13 protein-coding genes and 1 riboswitch are annotated in these 17,426 nt (G+C 63.1%); of the genes, 3 read left to right on the top strand and 10 right to left on the bottom strand.

The genetic code is table 11. The features are described 5' to 3' along the window. Positions 1-3 precede the first annotated feature (3 nt). Complete coding sequence (gene xylF / locus AC07O2_RS19845; protein WP_495105601.1) at positions 4-1,026, bottom strand: D-xylose ABC transporter substrate-binding protein; 1,023 nt, start codon at positions 1,024-1,026, stop codon at positions 4-6. Between the two features lie 306 nt (positions 1,027-1,332). Here xylF and AC07O2_RS19840 point away from each other — a divergent pair, with 306 nt between their 5' ends. Further along, positions 1,333-1,971, top strand: coding sequence for a glutathione S-transferase family protein (locus AC07O2_RS19840; RefSeq protein WP_495234100.1), 639 nt, complete (start codon positions 1,333-1,335; stop codon positions 1,969-1,971). Here the strand turns inward: AC07O2_RS19840 and AC07O2_RS19835 are convergent. From AC07O2_RS19835 to glnK, 4 genes are all read right to left on the bottom strand, one after another. Continuing rightward, a complete protein-coding gene (locus AC07O2_RS19835; RefSeq protein ID WP_495105497.1) occupies positions 1,968-2,714 on the bottom strand; it encodes a YoaK family protein in 747 nt (248 codons plus the stop codon). The genes AC07O2_RS19840 and AC07O2_RS19835 overlap by 4 nt on opposite strands. A 71-nt stretch (positions 2,715-2,785) precedes the next feature. After that, positions 2,786-3,685 carry an SMP-30/gluconolactonase/LRE family protein gene (locus tag AC07O2_RS19830; RefSeq protein ID WP_495234099.1) on the bottom strand — a complete coding sequence of 300 codons (900 nt, stop codon included), beginning with the start codon at positions 3,683-3,685 and terminating at the stop codon, positions 2,786-2,788. A 209-nt stretch (positions 3,686-3,894) separates the two neighbouring features. Further along, positions 3,895-5,457, bottom strand: a complete 1,563-nt coding sequence (locus AC07O2_RS19825) for an ammonium transporter (RefSeq protein ID WP_495077466.1) — start codon at positions 5,455-5,457, stop codon at positions 3,895-3,897. A gap of 35 nt (positions 5,458-5,492) precedes the next feature. After that, complete coding sequence (glnK, locus tag AC07O2_RS19820; RefSeq protein ID WP_495077465.1) at positions 5,493-5,831, bottom strand: P-II family nitrogen regulator; 339 nt, start codon at positions 5,829-5,831, stop codon at positions 5,493-5,495. Between the two features lie 273 nt (positions 5,832-6,104). Between glnK and AC07O2_RS19815 the strand changes: the two genes are divergently transcribed. Next, the gene (locus AC07O2_RS19815; RefSeq protein ID WP_495077464.1) at positions 6,105-7,634 is read left to right on the top strand and encodes a YifB family Mg chelatase-like AAA ATPase; all 1,530 of its coding nucleotides are present in this window, start codon (positions 6,105-6,107) and stop codon (positions 7,632-7,634) included. Between the two features lie 75 nt (positions 7,635-7,709). On the opposite strand, the gene AC07O2_RS19810 is transcribed toward AC07O2_RS19815, so the two are convergent. The 4 genes from AC07O2_RS19810 to metH form a co-directional block, all read right to left on the bottom strand. Continuing rightward, positions 7,710-9,992 (bottom strand): ATP-binding protein, encoded by a 2,283-nt coding sequence (locus AC07O2_RS19810; RefSeq protein ID WP_495077463.1) that lies wholly within the window; start codon positions 9,990-9,992, stop codon positions 7,710-7,712. Beyond that, positions 9,989-11,080, bottom strand: a complete 1,092-nt coding sequence (locus AC07O2_RS19805; protein WP_495077462.1) for an ABC transporter substrate-binding protein — start codon at positions 11,078-11,080, stop codon at positions 9,989-9,991. Before AC07O2_RS19805 ends, AC07O2_RS19810 begins: the two co-directional genes overlap by 4 nt. Continuing rightward, positions 11,077-13,308: a putative bifunctional diguanylate cyclase/phosphodiesterase gene (locus AC07O2_RS19800; RefSeq protein ID WP_495077461.1), complete on the bottom strand. Its 2,232-nt coding sequence runs from the start codon at positions 13,306-13,308 to the stop codon at positions 11,077-11,079. The genes AC07O2_RS19805 and AC07O2_RS19800 overlap by 4 nt, the downstream gene beginning before the upstream one ends. A 170-nt stretch (positions 13,309-13,478) precedes the next feature. Then, a complete protein-coding gene (gene metH / locus AC07O2_RS19795) occupies positions 13,479-16,226 on the bottom strand; it encodes a methionine synthase (protein WP_495077460.1) in 2,748 nt (915 codons plus the stop codon). A 26-nt stretch (positions 16,227-16,252) separates the two neighbouring features. Beyond that, positions 16,253-16,336, bottom strand: a riboswitch (S-adenosyl-L-homocysteine riboswitch). Positions 16,337-16,442: 106 nt separating this feature from the next. Between metH and AC07O2_RS19790 the strand changes: the two genes are divergently transcribed. After that, positions 16,443-17,051: a Crp/Fnr family transcriptional regulator gene (locus AC07O2_RS19790; RefSeq protein WP_495077459.1), complete on the top strand. Its 609-nt coding sequence runs from the start codon at positions 16,443-16,445 to the stop codon at positions 17,049-17,051. Between the two features lie 27 nt (positions 17,052-17,078). Here the strand turns inward: AC07O2_RS19790 and AC07O2_RS19785 are convergent. Next, positions 17,079-17,426 (bottom strand): YncE family protein (locus tag AC07O2_RS19785; RefSeq protein WP_495077458.1); only part of this gene is annotated, 348 nt, incomplete at its 5' end.

Here is a 17,426-nt window from a genome sequence, read left to right as displayed (position 1 = left end):
GAGTTACTTGCAGGCGGCCGGGGCGCTGGCTGCGGCCACACCCTTGCACAGCTCATCCTTCTTGATCCAGCCCGCCTTGACCACCACGTCCAGGTTGTCGCGGGTGACGGCTACGGGTTTCAGGAAGTGAGAGTCCAGGGCGATCTTCTTTTCGCCGCCGTTCCAGCTCACGGTGCCGGGCACCTTCTTGCCATTGCCCAGGTCCACGGCGGCAATCGCGGCTTCGCGGCCCAGGTCACGTGCGTCCTTCCAGACAGAGACGGTTTGCGAACCCAGCGCGACGCGATTTAGCGCGGCGAAGTCGCCGTCCTGGCCGGACACGGGGATGCCCTTGATACCCTTGGAGGTCAGCGCTGCGACCACACCGCCGGCGGTGCCGTCGTTGGAGGCCACCACGGCATCGACCTTGCCACCGTTCTTGGTCAGGATCTGCTCCATGTTCTTTTGCGCGACTTCGGGCTTCCAGCCGTCGGTGTATTCCTCGCCAACAATCTTGATGGCGCCGGACTTGACGGCGGCGTCGATCACCTCTTGCTGGCCTTCGCGCAGGAAGTTGGCGTTCGGGTCGGTGGGCGAGCCCTTGATCATCACGTAATTGCCCTTGGGCTGGGCCTTGAACACGGCGGCGGCCTGCAGGCGGCCCACTTCCTTGTTGTCGAAGGTGATGTAGTACACGCCGGGCGCTTCGATCAGGCGGTCATAGGCGACGACTGGCACCTTTTGCTTGGTGGCCTTGTTGACGGCGGGCAGGATCGCGTCCTTGTCCATGGCCAGCACGATCAGTACTTTCGCGCCCTTGCTCATCAGGCTGTCGATGTCGCCCAGCTGCTTTTCGGGGGAGCCACCGGCATCGGCGCTGATGTACTTGGCACCGAGCTTTTCCAGCTGGGTCTTGATGGCGGCCTCGTCGGTTTTCCAGCGTTCCTCCTGGAAGTTGGACCAGCTGACGCCCACGGTCATTTGCGCCAAGGCGGCGCTGCTGGCCAAGCCCAACGCCAGGATGGACAGGGTCTGTTTGAAAGCGATCTTCATGTTTTGTCTCCGTTTTTGTGGAACAACGAGGCGGCTGCAGGCGGACGGCCCAGCGCACCCTGGCAGCGGCGGGAATTCCGCGAAACTACTTAGTTCGACTGCCGCACGAACTATCTTTCATTTCCAGAAAATATGGACTAGGACTTGCCCTAATACGGGATTGCACGGAGTTGATCGCATCAGCATGGCGAAAAAAGTCCTTCCAGCGCATATTCCATGTGCGCTAGCAGCTATTAAAAATAGAGCACTCGGGGTTGCGGCTACGATGGCGCTTTCAGCCCCTCCCACTCGAAAGACCCCATGGCCGCTTACCAACTTTATTGTTTCGCCCAATCGGGCAATGCCTACAAGGTGGCGCTGGCGCTGCAGCTGTGCGGCGCCGAATGGACGCCACGCTTTGTCGATTTCTTCAACGGCGAAACCCGTACACCGGCCTACCGCGAGATCAATGTGATGGGCGAGGTGCCGGTACTGGAGCACAACGGCCTGCGTCTGAGCCAGTCGGGCGTGATCCTGGACTATCTGGCCGCACAGTTCCCGCAGCTGGCGCCGGCCAACGAGAACGAGCGCCGCGACATACTGCGCTGGACCCTGTTCGACAACCACAAACTGACCAGCAACATCGCCACGCTACGCTTTCAGCTGCAGTTTGCCAAGACGGGTGAAACACCGGTCACGGCCTTTTTGCGCGGCCGCATGGTGTCAGCGCTGAAGGTGCTGAACCAGTACCTGGACGGCAAGCAATACGTAGTGGGCGAGCGGCTGACCACGGCCGACCTGTCACTGTGCGGCTACCTGTTCTGGCCGGACGAGTTCGGCGTGGACTGGGCCGACTACCCGGCCATCGCCGCCTGGCTGCAGCGCATCCAGGGTCAGCCCGGCTGGGTCGCGCCCTATGCGCTGATGCCCGGCCACCCCCGGCCGCAGGACGTGACTTAACGAACCGGGCGCGGGCGTACCAGGTCCGCCACCAGCGGCGGCAGCGACAAGGCCAGCAACAGCAGCGCCAGCGGCACCACCCAGATGAAACCCACGTACTTGAAGCCGGTGGCGCCCACCAGCCCGCCGGTCACAAAAGCACCCAGCAAGGTGCCGTACAGGCGCAGCTTGACGTGGTTGGCCCGCACGCGGGATTCGAGCGGGCTGCCCTGCCGGTTCATGTAGAGCATCTTGCCCAGCTCGATGCCCAGGTCGGTCACCACGCCGGTCATGTGGGTGGTGCGGATCTGCGACAGGGAGATCTTGCTGATCAGCGCGTTCTGCAGGCCCATGGTGTAGGCCAGGACCAGCACGGTCAGCGGGACGGCAAACGGGGTCTGGCGGTTCAGCGTGGCGCCAATCAGGCCAAACACCAGCATCAGCAGTGCCTCGCACAGCAAGGGCAAGGCGTAGGCGCTGCGCAAATGGTGCTGGCGCGCCCAGTTGACCAGCACCGCCGTAGTGGCTGCGCCGCAGGTGAAGGCCAGCACCGTACCCAAAGCCCCCAGCACCAAGGTCAAATTACCCAGCACCAGGTTGTCGGCCACCATGGACGCAAAACCGCTCATGTGCGAGGTGTACATGCCCACCACCAGAAAGCCCCCGGCGTTGATGGCCCCCGCGTTGAACGCCAGCAGGCCACCCAACAGCCGGTTGGTGGCCGGGGTGCGGTGGTGGCTGGATAGATGGCGTAAGCGACGCATAGGGATTTATAAGAAATACTGCTCCAGCGCAGATACTAGCTGCACCAGCAGCTATTTAAAAAATAGCAAGCCTAGTCTTTGAAGAAATTCACCGGCAGGCCCGGCACATCCACGCGCATGGACAGCACATGGCCGGACGCGGGCAGCGCTGCCAGCTCGGCATCGGAGCGACCATGGCGGCCGCTGGTGAGGTACAGGGTTTGCAGGTCGTCACCGCCAAAGCAGGGCATGGTGGGGCAGCGTACGGGCAGCGGGTAGGCGGTCAGCAGCTCGCCGTCTGGTGAAAACTTGCACAGGCGCTGGCCTTCGAACTGGGCCGAGTAATAGTTGCCCTGCACGTCCACCGCCGCACCGTCAGGGCGGCCTCCGTAGCCGGGCATGCCGGCTTGCCAGCCCGCGGGCTTGGGCGCCATCTGCAGGAACTCGCGGTAGTTCGACAGCACATTCGGGGCCGCGTCCCAGTCCCAGGCGTGGACAATGTGGTGCGGCGTGTCCGACCAGTACAGGGTCTTGGCATCTGGCGACCAGGCCAGGCCGTTGCCGGTGATGGCGTTGCCGGCCTTGCTGCTCAGCCGGCCGGCCTCCAGGCAGTACAGCTCGGCCTTGCGCGCATCGCGCGGCTCGTAGATGGTGCTGGCCCAGAAGCGGCCCAGCGGGTCGCACTTGCCGTCATTGAAGCGGGTGGTGGCCGGGTCATACGGTGCGGCAGCCAGCAACTGCAAATCGCCGCCCCAGTCCTTGGCGCGGTAAATACCCTCGCGCAGCGCCACCACCAGGCCACCGCTGGCCGCCGGGGCAATACAGCCAGGCTCGGAGGGCATGGCCCAGCGCTCAACCACGCCGCTGACCACGTCCAGGCGCTGCAGCAGCTTGCCGGGCACATCGACCCAGTACAGGCGTTTTTCCTGCGGATGCCAGAAGGGAGACTCACCCAGGAGGTTGGGTTCGGTGGTGACGGTGTGCCAGGTCATGGTGGGATGTAAAAGTTTGCAGTGCCCGTATTGTGAACGGGCAAAAAAATAGCCCGCCGGCATTGCTGCGGGCGGGCTGGTTCACCGATACAGACGCTACCTCTCTTTGCCAGGGATACCGTGGAACCGGCTTTGCCGGGCCACTGATATCGCCCCCTGCAAGGGGGTTGGCGAAGACACGAAGTGCGTAGCCTGGGGGTGTGTCAATTTCAGCGGTGGTAGGCCGTTTCGCCGTGGGAGCTGATGTCCAGACCTTCGCGCTCTTCTTCTTCGGAGACGCGCAGACCAATGGTCAGATCCACAATCTTGTAGGCAACCAAAGACACCACACCGGACCAGACGATGGTCAGCATCACGGCCTTGGCCTGGATCCACACTTGGGCAGCCACAGAGTAGGCATCAGCGGGCGTCATGCCAGCGGAAACCCAGTCAGCCACAGTGGACGGGCCACCCAGGCTGGGGCTGTTGAACACGCCGGTCAGCAGCGCACCCAGGATACCGCCCACGCCGTGCACACCGAACACGTCCAACGAGTCGTCAGCGCCCAGAATCTTCTTCAAGCCGGTCACACCCCACAAGCAAGCGAAGCCTGCCACGAAGCCGATCACCAAACCGCCGCCGATACCGACATTGCCGCAAGCAGGCGTAATTGCCACCAGACCCGCCACGGCGCCAGATGCAGCACCCAGCATGGAAGCCTTGCCCTTCATCAGCGATTCGCCGACGCACCATGCCAGCACAGCAGCAGCGGTAGCACCCAGAGTGTTGATGAATGCCAGAGCAGCGAAGCCGTTGGCTTCCAGAGCGGAGCCGGCGTTGAAACCGAACCAGCCCACCCACAGCAGCGAGGCACCAACCATGGTCAGCGTCAGGCTGTGAGGTGCCATGGATTCCTTGCCGTAGCCAATGCGCTTGCCAATCATGTAGGCACCGACCAGGCCGGCCACAGCGGCGTTGATGTGCACCACGGTGCCGCCGGCGAAGTCCAGCGCGCCCCATTGCCAGATCAAACCGGCCTTGGCGTTCATCGCGTCAACAACTTCCTTGGAAGCGTAGGCGTCAGGACCCATCCAGAACCACACCATGTGGGCGATAGGCGCATAGCTGAAGGTGAACCAGATCGCCGTGAACAGCAGCACAGCCGAGAACTTGATACGTTCTGCGAAAGCACCCACGATCAGGCAGCAGGTGATACCGGCGAAGGTGGCCTGGAAGACGGCAAACACGATTTCGTACATGGGCACACCCTTGCTGAAGGTGCCGCCAGTGGCAAACGTGCCCGCAACGTTATCCCAGATGCCCTTCATGAACAGGCGGTCGAAGCCACCGACATAGGCATTACCTTCGGTGAACGCCAGGCTGTAGCCGTAGATGAACCACAGCACCAGGATCAGCGAGAAGGTGACCATGACCTGCATCAGCACGGACAGCATGTTCTTGCTGCGCACCAGGCCGCCGTAGAACAGGGCCAGGCCGGGCACAGTCATCATGATGACCAGCAGCGTGGAAACCATCATCCAGGCGGTGTCGCCCTTGTTGGGAACCGGAGCGGGTGCAGCAGAAGCGGCGTCAGCCGGTGCCGAGGCAGCAGGCGCTGCGGCGGCCGCAGCAGCCGGTGCAGGGGCTGCTGCGTCGGCTGGCTTGGCCTCTTCCGATGCGGCAGGAGCCGCCGCGCTGGCTGCAGGCTCGGCAGCCGGAGCCTGGGCTTGGGCGAAAGATGCGCCCCATAGCAGCCCCATACCCAGGGCAAAAGATGCGAGAAGTTTTTTCATGGTTGTTTGGCTTTCGTTAATGACGCACGCCGCGCTTACAGCGCTTCTTTGCCGGTCTCGCCGGTACGGATACGAACAACCTGCTCCAGGTTGTAGACAAAAATCTTGCCGTCGCCGATCTTGCCGGTGCGGGCTGCGCCCTCTACGGCTTCGATCACGCGGTCCACCAAGTCGTCGGAGATGGCTGCCTCAATCTTGACCTTGGGCAAGAAATCAACAACGTACTCAGCGCCACGGTACAGCTCGGTATGGCCCTTCTGGCGGCCAAAACCCTTGACTTCCGTCACGGTGATACCCTGCACACCAATGCCGGACAAGGCTTCACGCACCTCGTCGAGCTTGAACGGTTTGATAATGGCAGTGACAAGTTTCATGGCTGGTCCTTCGATGGGCTGTAGAGAGGGTGGGCGTCAAGGCGGGCAGCCTCGGGCGCTGGCAGTTTCATTGTCTTCTCCAAAATAATGAGGGGAATCGGGAAGCTCTAAGCATGTAGCGTGCCAAATTGGTGTCAATTTGTTAACCTACCCCTTATCCATGCGTGGCGATGCACAGCTTTGGATTGGTATTTATCGCACATAAATGGTGCATTGCAAAGAAACGTGTACTTCGGACGTCGTTTCTGCACCGATACAGGGAGTAAAACGACGATGAGCTTGTGTTTGGTGCAGAGTCGTGCCTTACTGGGCCTGGAAGCCCCCGCCGTCACCGTTGAGGTGCATCTAACCAACGGCCTGCCCAGCTTTACCTTGGTCGGGTTGGCCGATGTGGAGGTCAAGGAGGCGCGCGAACGCGTGCGTTCGGCCATCCAGAATTCCGGCCTGGAATTTCCCCATAACAAACGCATCACAGTGAACCTGGCGCCGGCCGACCTGCCCAAGGACTCCGGCCGCTTCGATCTGCCAATTGCGTTGGGCATCCTGGCCGCCAGCGGCCAGATCGCGGCAGAACGCCTGGCCGGCCACGAATTTGCCGGCGAGCTGTCGCTGTCTGGTGCATTGCGCCCGGTGCGCGGTGCGCTGGCCACCAGCCTGGCGCTGCACGCACAAGAAGTGCACACCCGGTTAGTATTGCCGCCGGGCAGCGCCGAAGAGGCCGCCCTGGTGCCCGGCGCGCAGGTGTACTGCGCCCAGCACCTATTGGATGTGGTGCAGCAGTTTTTACCGCAAGGCGAAGGCGACGCCCCGGCCGAAGGCTGGCGCCATCTGGAGCTGACCACCCGACCCACCACGGCCGGCTATGCTGACCTGGCCGACGTCAAAGGCCAGGCTGGGGCCAAACGGGCGCTGGAGATTGCCGCAGCAGGCGGCCACAGTCTGCTGCTGATAGGACCGCCCGGCTCGGGCAAATCCATGCTGGCACAACGCTTTGCCGGATTGCTGCCACCCATGACGGTGGAAGAGGCGCTGCAAAGTGCTGCCGTGGCCAGCCTGGGCGGGCGGTTCTCCCTGGAGCGCTGGGCGACCCGCCCCACTTGCAGCCCCCACCATACCGCCAGTGCCGTGGCCCTGGTGGGTGGCGGATCACCGCCGCGACCCGGCGAAATCTCGCTGGCCCACCATGGAGTTCTCTTCCTGGACGAGCTGCCCGAGTTCCCGAGAGCCGCGCTGGAGGCCCTACGCGAGCCGCTGGAGACTGGCCACATCACCATATCCCGTGCGGCGCGGCGGGCCGAATTCCCGGCTCGCTTCCAACTAATTGCAGCTATGAATCCTTGTCCTTGTGGTTTTTTAGGATCACGCCAGCAGGCCTGCCGCTGTTCACCAGACCAGGTGTTACGTTACCAGGGCAAGCTCAGTGGCCCTTTGATGGACCGTATCGATCTGCATATTGAAGTCCCGGCGCTGCCGGCCCAGGACCTGCTCAACGCACCGCCGGGCGAATCCACGGCCGCCATCCGCCAGCGCAGCAGCGCTGCCCGACAACAGGCCATGGATCGGCAAGGCAAGTCCAACCAGGCATTACAAGGACAGGAAATGGACCAGCACGTGGCGCTGGACAACGCGGCCGCCAAGTTCCTGAACACCACAGCCGCCCGGCTGGGCTGGTCGGCCCGCAGCATCCACCGCACCCTGAAAGTGGCCCGCACCATTGCCGACCTGGCAGGCGCTGGCACGACCGATACCAGCCATATTGCCGAAGCCGTGCAGTACCGCCGGGCCTTGCGGGCATCCAGCTAAATTACTATGTTTTTGATAGCTGCCAGCGCAGGTAATATCTGCGCTGGCAGCCCATTTAACACTCAAACTTCACACTCAGCTCGCCCGGGGCGCGCTGCTGGGCATGAGCAGTTCAAAAACGGCCCCCTCGCCTTCCGTGCTGCGTACGCTGATGCTGCCGCCCAGCAGGCTGACCACCGCGTTATAGGAAATATGCAAGCCCAGGCCGGTACCGCCGCGGCCCATCTTGGTGGTGACGAAAGGATCAAAGATACGGTCCAGCAAATCGGCAGGGATGCCGCACCCGTCGTCGGCCACCCGCAGCAGCAGCCAGCCCTCGTCCCGGGCTTCGCCGGTGATATGCACCGTGCCCTGGTTGCGGCCTTCAAAGCCATGCAGCACCGCGTTGTTCACCAGATTGGTCACCACCTGGCCTAGGGCCCCAGGGTAGCTGTCCATCCACAGCCCGGGTGGTATCTCCACCACCACCTTGTAAGGCGTTCGGGCAAACGAAGGGCGCAGGCTGCTGACGATTTCGGCCACCACCTCGGCCAGAGCGAAGCGCCGGCGCTGGGCGCTGGTCTGGTCCACGGCCACCTGCTTGAAGCTGGCCACCAGCTCTGCAGCGCGGTACAGGTTGCGGGTGGAGATATCGGTGGCCTGCTCGACACTGGACAACAGCTCCTCCAGGGCGGTGCGCCGCAGCCCATCCTGCATGGACTGCCTGAACTTGCGCACCTCGTCGCCCAACGCGGTCACCGCCATCAGACCGTTGCCCAGCGGCGTGTTCAGCTCGTGCGCCACACCGGCCACCAGCCCGCCCAATGCGGCCATTTTTTCGACCCGCACCAGGTCGGTCTGGGTCTGGCGCAGCTCGGCAATAGCGGTGGAGAGATCGTCGTTGGCACTGGCCAGGGCCTCGGTACGGCGCGCCACGCGCTCCTCCAGCTCGGCGTTGAGCTCACGCAGGGCGTTATCGATACGGTACATCTCGGTGATGTCCACCCCGGCCCAGACCATCATGTGCAGAGCCCCGATCTGCACCGTATCGCGTGATAGCTGGATCAGCACTGGCTCGCCATCACCGCGCAGCATCCAGGCCTCGGCGGTGGCATGCCCAGCCTGGAGCGCGGCAAACATGGCCGCGCGGTCGTCTTGGGAGCGCCACATATTCAGCTCCGTCGCGGTGCGACCCAATGCGTCTTCACGGCGGCGCCGGAACACCCGGCACCAGGCCAGATTCACGTCCAGCAAAGCGAACGGAGATTCCGTGCTGGTCACCGACATCGCCACCGGCGAGGTGTTGAAGATGGCCTGTGATTTCTGCTGGCGCTCCTGCAGCGTGGCCGCCATCTTTTCCAGGTCACCCGAGAGGCTGTTGAACTCGGCGATCGTCCCCTGCTGCCAGGGGCTGACCTGCTCGCCGGCCGATATCTGACCAGCGCGCACCACAATCCGCCGCAGCGGACGTATCAGGCGGGACGCCCAGAACGGAGCCAACAGGAAGCCCACGACCAGCGCCCCCAAAAACACCGTAAAAACAATCACCACCAAGCCACGGATCTCGTGGTTCTCCAGGCCGGAGGGCATGCCACCCACGAAATACCAGTCCAGGTCCATGGAGCGGGATACGGCCGGATGAAAATTCCTGTCCATGAAGCGGAACAGATCGGGCAAGGCCTGGCCCTGCTGAAAGGTCGATATCAGCGGCAGGTTCAGCACATTCACACGGCCCACGAGCGCCCCCCCCTCGGTATCCGCCAACACCTCGCCGCGCCGATCCACAAGCCAGATGAGGGAGTCGCGCTGGCCCGCCACCAGCTGGAAGGTGCGCAGCAAATACGATAGCGGCACCTCTGCCACCAGCACACGCTGGGCATCCACTGGATATGCCAACCCCACTGTCACCACGCCAGACAGCACGGACAGGTATTTATCCCCCCAAACCAACTGCTGGCGGGTTTGGGCTGCGCGAAACAGTGGGTTCGCCGACAAATCGCTGCCCAGCCATTCCTCGCGCTGGGCGCGCAGGGTCTCGGGTACACCGGCCGCCAGCACGCGACCGGACCCCGACACCAGGTAAATGGCCCCCATCACATGCGCGTTGCCCACGGCTTCATCCAGCAGCGCATTCGCCTGCGACGCAGGCGTCAGCCGTAGCGCCTGGCTGAGCACCTGCACACGCGACTCCACCGAGCCCAGCAGAATCTCCATCAGGGCGGCCATCTCGCCGATGTCCCGGGCCACCTCTTCCTTGTTGGCCTGCTCGATCTGCGGAATACGCATCCACAGAATGGCACTGCCCACAATCACCAGTGTCACCAGCATGGTGGCCACCAGCAGACCACCCAGATAGCTGCGCAGCCGCAAAACCATCATGGCAAAGGCACGAATTGACCCGCCTGGATCTGGGTGAACATCATCTTGCGCGTGGCATCGCCAAAGCGGTCGAACTGGATGCTCTGCTGCAGCCCTTCATAGGGGCCGTATTTCAGCAAGGCATCCTTGAGCGACTCATACCAGGACCGCCGCTCGAGCGCTTGCAGCAGCACCGTACCCGTGTCAAACGCAGCTACGGAACTAAAGCTGGGTGGCCGCGCAAACCGCGCCTGGTATGCATCCCGGAAGCGGCGGTAGCGCTCGGAAGTGTCAGCGCGGTCAAACACCTGGGCCGTCATCATGCCCTCTACCGCACGCCCGCCCAGTTCAACCAGATAATCGCCAGAAGCCCATTCCGAGGCTGTCTTGGGCAAGCCAGGGGCCAGCTTTTCGGCCTGCTGGGCCAGTTGCGCCACGTCCAGCGTTCCGGCAATGAACAGCAAGCCATCCGGCCGGCCGGCCAGCATCTGGCGCACGCTGTCGCCCACGCCCTGCCCCTCCGCGCCAAAAGGCACCTCGACCACCACCTGGCCGCCCGCTGCGGCATAGGCAATCCGGAACTCCTGAACCCAGGAGCTGGACAGGCTTTTGTTGCGTACGTCATACAGCACGGCCACGCGGCGCTGGCCTCTTTGCACCAGCTTGGCCGCGTAAGCGCTGGCGTTTTCGTGCGCATTGCGGTTCATGCGAAAAAAATAATCGTCCTTGCCCACAAAATCCATGGACGTCACCGTGGGGCTGACCAGCACCAGCTGGGCCGCATCGGCCAGCGGCACCACCAGCGCAGCGGTAGCGCTGGTAAACGAACCCACCGCAGCCACCACCTTGGCCTGCACCAACGCCTGCATGGCTGTCTGGGCCTGCAGCGGCGTCTGGCCGCTGTCACGCACTACCAGCTCAATCGGGTGGCCGCCCAGGCCGCCAGCCTGGTTACGTTGCTCGATGGCCAGCATCAGGCCATTGCGACCATCCTCTTCGACATCCGGGCTGCGATTGGACAAGCCGGCTATGAAGCCTATGCGCACCGGCTGGCCGGGGCCGCAGCCTGCCAACAGCCCTGCCAGCAACAGCCAGGGCCAGAATTTCACGGCTTTTTACCCAGGCGCTGCGCCAGCCAGGGCAGCAGCTCTTCGATGACCATGGCCTTGGCATACAAGTAGCCCTGGGCCTCGTCGCAGCCCAGGCTGCGCAAGATGTTGGCCTGGACCTCGGTCTCCACCCCTTCGGCCAGCACCTGCATGCCCAGCTGGTGGCCCAGCGGCACGATCATCTCGGCAATGCGCGCACCCAACCGGCCCGAGTCCAGCGAACTGACAAAGGCGCGGTCAATCTTCAGCCGGTCTGCGGGCAACTGGTCCAGGTAGGACAGCGAGGAAAAGCCGGTGCCGAAGTCGTCGATCGCCACCGCAATGCCGCGCTCCTTGATGGCACGCAGCACGCTGGCGACACGCTCCATACCCATCACGGCCACCGACTCGGTGATCTCCAGCTCCAGGCAGTCGGGTGGCATGCCGGTGTCGGCCAGCGCCTCGTCCACCGTGGCCAGAAACTGGGGCTGCGCGAACTGTACTGACGACACATTCACCGCCATGCGTATGCCCTGTATGCCCGCGGTACGCAGCTGGCCGTGGGCGTGCAGCGCCGTGCGCAGGACCCAGGCGCCGATGGCCACGATCAGACCGGACTGCTCGGCCACCGGAATGAAGCGATCGGGCGGCACAAACTGGCCGTCTTCGGTACGCCAGCGCAGCAGCGCCTCAAAACCTATGGGCAGCCCGGTGCGCAAGGACATTTGCGGTTGGTAGACAACAAACAAGCGTTCGTGGTCAAAAGCCCGCTGCAGGCCATGCAGCAAGCGGGTGCGCTCGCGTGTGGCAATGCCGATCTCGGCGGAGTAGTACGCACTACGGCCCTGGCCCAACTCCTTGGCACGCTTGAGCGCAATTGACGCGTTCTTCAGCAGCTCCAGGCCGCTACCACCGGCCGCATCACAACGCACCAGACCGATGCAGATGGACACCGGGCGCTGGATGTCCTCGATCTCGAACGGCTGCTCGAACACTGCGCGCAGCACCTCGGGCTGGACCCGGATTTCTGCGCCAAACAAGGCAAAGGTGTCGCCACCCACGCGCGCCAAAAACGCGTCGCCCCCATGCAGAGCGCGCAGCCGGCGGGTGATCGCGACCAGCAACAGATCGCCGTACACATGGCCAAACATATCGTTGGTCTCGGCAAACTGGTCCACGTCCATCAGACCCAGGGCGCTGCCTTGCGCCGCGCCATCAGCGATCGCCCGGTCCATATGTTCGATCAGAGCGGTGCGGTTGGGCAAACCCAGCATGCGGTCCACATAGGCATGGTCGCGCAGGCGGGCCACCAGCTCCACATTCGCCGCGCACAGGGCGATATTGGTGCAAAACACCTGCATCAAATGCATGTCCACAGCGCGCAAAGGCTGGCCCGAATACACAAACGCCGCAAAGTCACCCGACTCCCGCCCTTCGAAAAACAAGGTGATGCTGCGCTCGGTGACCAGGTTGCGGCGCTCCGCCAGGCATTGCGTCAGGCTGGCGACGATGTGCGGATCATCGATCTCGCTGATACGGCGGCGCATCAGATAGGCCAAATGCCCGGCCGCCGCAATCACCACGTACTGCGCAGTGCCCTCACTGATGCCGGTACAGGCACATACCAGGCCTTCGGCCTCGATGCCGATCAAACCGGCAATCTGGGTGATCACGCCCTGGGCGAAAGTCTGCACCCCGGCATCGGCAATGAACTGGTTACTGGCCGCCACGATCTGCTCCAGCCCCCGCCGGCTGGCGTCCAGGCGGCACAGCTGGTCGTAAGAGCGGATGGCCGTGGTCAGCGCGGTATAGAGCTTGGTGCGGGTCAGCTCGCTCTTGGTCTTGTAGTCGTTGATGTCGTAGCGGCGGATGGTCTCGATCTCGGGCGCCTGGCCGGGCTGCCCGGTGCGCAGGATGATGCGCAGATTCGCCAGACCCAGCCCTTCGCGAATGGCGCCTACCGTAGCCAGACCCGCGTCTTCGGTTTCCATCACCACGTCCAGCAGCACCACGGCCACGCCGGTTTCGTCGCGCAGCATCTGCAAGGCCTCGGCGGCCGAATAGGCGTGCAGCAGTTGCAGGCCACGACCCTCGACCTCCAGGCCACGCAAGCCGTAGGAGGTGCTTTCGTGCACATCGGGGTCGTCGTCCACCACCACAATGCGCCAGGCCTCTGGCATGGCCGCACCCGCAGAGGTCTCGGCGGCCGACGGGGTGTCTATGAACTCAAGCAGATCATCGTCATCCATGGGCAGTCCGGCAGAAGGCGTGGCGCTAAGTGGGTGGTTAACTCAGTTTCTTACAAACTGTAGCAAAGTACAAGTTTGTAGTAAGTTGAGCGGCTAAGAACGTGTTTACGTTCTAGTACCCCATCTTCCACCTAAAACCAGGCGCCCGCATGCGGACGAGCCCCTGGTTTTTACAAATTGGGTGCCAACAGGCGTTGCAGATCGGCCTCGGCCACACCCCGGCGCTGGGCCAGGTCTTTCAGCTGGTCTTCGCCAATCTTGCCGACGTTGAAATACACGCTGTCCGGGTGGCCCAGGTAAAAGCCGCTGACGCTGGCGGCCGGCAGCATGGCCAGGCTTTCGGTCAGCTCCATGCCGATCTCATGGCATTGCAGCAGCGCAAACATGTCCTGCTTGGCGCTATGGTCCGGGCAGGCCGGGTAGCCGGGCGCGGGGCGGATGCCGGTGTACTTCTCGCCGATCATGTCCTCGACGCTCAGCGCCTCCTGCGGCGCCGTGCCCCAGAGGTCGGTGCGCACGCGCTGGTGCAGGCATTCGGCAAAGGCCTCGGCCAGGCGGTCAGCGATGGCCTTGAACATGATGCTGGAGTAGTCGTCCAGCTCGGCCATGAACTGGGCTTCTTTCTTCTCGGCGCCCAGGCCGGCGGTCACGGCGAACATGCCGGCGTAATCGGCCACGCCGCTGGCTTTGGGTGCCACGAAATCGGCCAGGCAGCGGCTGGGGCGCATCACGCCATCGACCGCCTGCTTTTCGGTCTGCTGGCGCAGGCCGTACCAGGTCATGGCGACCTCGCTGCGCGACTCGTCGGTGTAGAAAACGATGTCGTCATCATTCACCGTGTTCGCCGGGTACAGGGCAATCACGCCGTTGGCGGTAAGCCAGCGGCCCTCGACCACGCGTTTCAGCATGGCCTGCGCGTCCTTGTAGACACGGGTGGCTTCTATGCCGACCACCTCGTCGGTCAGGATCGCCGGGTACGGGCCGGCCAGGTCCCAGGTCTGGAAGAACGGGCCCCAGTCGATGTACTTGGCCAGCTCGCCCAGGTCGAAATTCTTGAAGACGCGGCGGCCGATGAACTTGGGCGTTTTGGGTGCATAGCCGGTCCAGTTGATCGGCGTCTTGTTGGCCCGGCATTTGGCCAGCGGCCACAGCGGGGTCTGCTTCTTGTTGGCGTGCTGCTGGCGCACCTTGTCGTAGTCTGCGTTCAGTTCCGCTATGAAATCTGCAGCACCATCCCCAAGCAGACTCTGCGCCACACCCACGCTACGCGATGCATCGGGCACGTAAACGACGGGGCCGTCGTAGTGGTGGGCGATCTTCACGGCGGTGTGCACACGGCTGGTGGTGGCGCCGCCTATCATCAGCGGGATCTTCTTGATGCGGAAGTGGTCGTCCTTTTGCATCTCGCCGGCCACGTACTGCATTTCTTCCAGGCTAGGGGTGATCAGGCCGCTCAGGCCCACGATGTCGGCGCCTTCGACCTTGGCGCGCGCCAGGATCTCGTGGCAGGGCACCATCACGCCCATGTTCACCACCTCGAAGTTATTGCACTGCAGCACCACGGTGACGATGTTCTTGCCGATGTCGTGCACATCGCCCTTGACGGTGGCGATGATGATCTTGCCCTTGGTGCGCACATCGCGGCCGGCGGCTTCGTCGAGGCGCTTTTCTTCTTCGATGTAGGGGATCAGGTGGGCGACGGCGGACTTCATCACCCGGGCTGACTTCACCACCTGCGGCAGGAACATCTTGCCCTGGCCGAACAGGTCGCCCACGATGTTCATGCCGGCCATCAGCGGGCCTTCGATCACGTGCAGCGGACGGCCGCCCTTGGCCAGAATCGCCTGGTAGGCCTCTTCGGTATCGGGCACGATGAAGTCGGTGATGCCATGCACCATGGCATGGCTCAGGCGCTGCTCCACTGTCACCGGATGGTCCGGTGTGCCGCGCCAGTCGAGGCGCTTGCTCTCGTCCTTGGCGCCGCTCTTGGCGGTTTCGGCGATCTCGACCAGGCGCTCGCCGGCGTCGGGGCGGCGGTTCAGCACCACGTCTTCGACGCGTTCGCGCAGCACCGGCTCCAGATCGTCATACACGCCGACCATGCCGGCGTTGACGATGCCCATGTCCATGCCGGCCTGGATCGCGTGGTACAGGAACACGGTGTGGATGGCCTCGCGCACCGGGTCGTTGCCGCGGAACGAGAAGCTCACATTCGACACACCGCCCGACACCTTGGCGCCCGGCAGGTTCTGCTTGATCCAGCGCGTGGCTTCAATGAAGTCCACCGCGTAGTTGTTGTGTTCCTCGATGCCGGTGGCCACGGCGAAGATGTTGGGGTCGAAGATGATGTCTTCGGGCGGATAGCCCACCTCGTCCACCAGGATGCGGTAGGCGCGTTCGCAGATCTCGATCTTGCGCTCGTAGGTATCGGCCTGGCCTTTTTCGTCAAAGGCCATGACCACCGCGGCCGCACCATAGCGGCGCAGCAGCTTGGCATGGTGCTTGAACTGCTCCACGCCCTCCTTCATGCTGATCGAGTTGACGATGCCCTTGCCCTGGATGCAGCGCAGGCCGGCCTCGATCACCTCCCATTTGCTGCTGTCGATCATGATCGGCACGCGCGCGATGTCGGGCTCGCTGGCGATCAGGTTCAGGAAGCGCACCATGGCCGCCTTGCTGTCCAGCATGGCTTCGTCCATGTTGATGTCGATCACCTGGGCGCCGTTTTCCACCTGCTGGCGCGCCACCGACAAGGCCTGGTCGAACTCGCCGTTCAGGATCATGCGGGCGAAGGCCTTGGAGCCGGTGACGTTGGTGCGCTCGCCGATGTTGACGAACAGCGTGCCGGGGCCGATGAGCACAGGCTCCAGGCCGGACAACAACATGGGGGGGACGAGATTTGCGACGGGTTCGGACATTCAACTCACCTGTGGAGGGGGCATGGTTCAGGTGAGCGTCGTTGCGGTCTCGTACACAGAGCTTTCCAAGCCTGACGGGAACCAGCCCCGCTGCAACGCTCCTTGGAAGCACCGATTTTAAAGGCTATGCGCGCACCTGCCGGCCTACCCCCTACCCCAAGAAAGCTCTAAACTTCTGGCACGGACCATGTGTTACCTCTACCCCCCTTCCCCAGCATGTTTGAAAACTTCTTTGGCAGCAAGAAAACCGTTCAAGGTCAACAACCCGAAGACCTTCTGCCCAAGCAGCGCATGCGGGCCGTAGAAGGGTCCGAATCCGCCAACCGGGCAGCCGAGCTGCTCATCGCTCCCACGGCGTTGATGCAGCTGCGGCCCGAAGAGGCGCTGACCGTGGTGAGCTATATGACGCCGCGCCGCATCCCGATAAACACCACCTTCATCGTGGAGGGCGACAAAAGCGAAACCGGCTACATGGTGCTACTGCTGGAGGGCGAGGTGACGGTAGAAAACGTCATCGTCAGCCGGCGCAACCCGGTTACCGTGACCGTGCTGGGCCCGGGCAGCCTGATTGGTGAAATGGGCCTGATCGACGGCCAGGCCCGGCTGGCCTCGTGCACCGCCAGCACCAACGTGGTCTGCGCCATCCTGTCGCGTGCCGCCCTGGAAAAGCTCAGCCAGGACGACCCGCACACCGCCGCCAAGCTGCTGCTGGCGATTTCCATGCGCGTGGCCGAGCGGCTGCGGGAAACCTCGGAAAAGCTCAAGCGCTACAGCCAGCTGGTACAGGCCATGCAGCAGGAAATCGACCATTTAATGCCAACGTAGCTGCCCATACCAGCGGTGGCTTAGTCTTTACTTGCTATAGGTCAGCACGTAGAACTTGTTGTCAAAGAAGGTATTGGCGTAGTACGGCGACACGCTGGTGGTGATCTTCTTGCTGTAGTCGGCGCTGCCCTCGGCGGTGATGGCGTAGATCTTCTTGGTCTTGTGGTCCATGGCCATGGTGCGCACGCCGGCCATGGTGCCCAGCGCTTCGGACGGCTTGTAGGTGTTCGCGTCCACTTGCTCAAACACATTCATGACCGAGTTCACACCGTTGGTCAGGAACACCCGCTTCAGCTCAGCGTCATACACCACGTCGTCGTTACCGCCACCGATTTCATAGGTGTACAGAATCGCGCCATTGTCGGCATCCATCAC

It is taken from the genome of Rhodoferax sp. GW821-FHT10B06, from assembly GCF_059415605.1.
Note: the sequence above shows the minus strand (reverse complement) of the source record. Positions and strands in the feature narration are given on the sequence as shown.